Raw genomic sequence first — 208 nt, 5'->3', positions numbered from 1 at the left:
GTGCGATACATGTCGCGCAGACGATGGTAAATACCGGCCAGAATTTCGCCGTCATTACGCGCTTCACCTGGTGCATCCTGACCTTTCCAGTGCCACTGCAGCCAACGGCCAGAGTTAGCAATCGAGCCGTCTTCTTCTGCAAAGCAGGTGGATGGCAGACGGAAAACTTCAGTCTGAATCGACGCCGGATCGACATCGTTGGATTCGC

The 208-nt window shown here is 54.8% G+C and carries 1 protein-coding gene; it reads right to left on the bottom strand.

Features of this window, described 5'->3' with window-relative positions; all coding sequences use genetic code 11:
* A partial coding sequence (locus FDX22_RS03665) for a hypothetical protein (RefSeq protein WP_146716715.1) occupies positions 1–208 on the bottom strand: 208 nt, incomplete at both ends.

Origin of the sequence: Citrobacter sp. TBCS-14 (assembly GCF_005280805.1) — a bacterium.
Taxonomy (GTDB): Bacteria; Pseudomonadota; Gammaproteobacteria; order Enterobacterales; family Enterobacteriaceae; genus Citrobacter; species Citrobacter gillenii.
The sequence above is the reverse complement of the archived record's forward strand: the minus strand, read 5'-3'. Positions and strand labels throughout refer to the sequence as shown.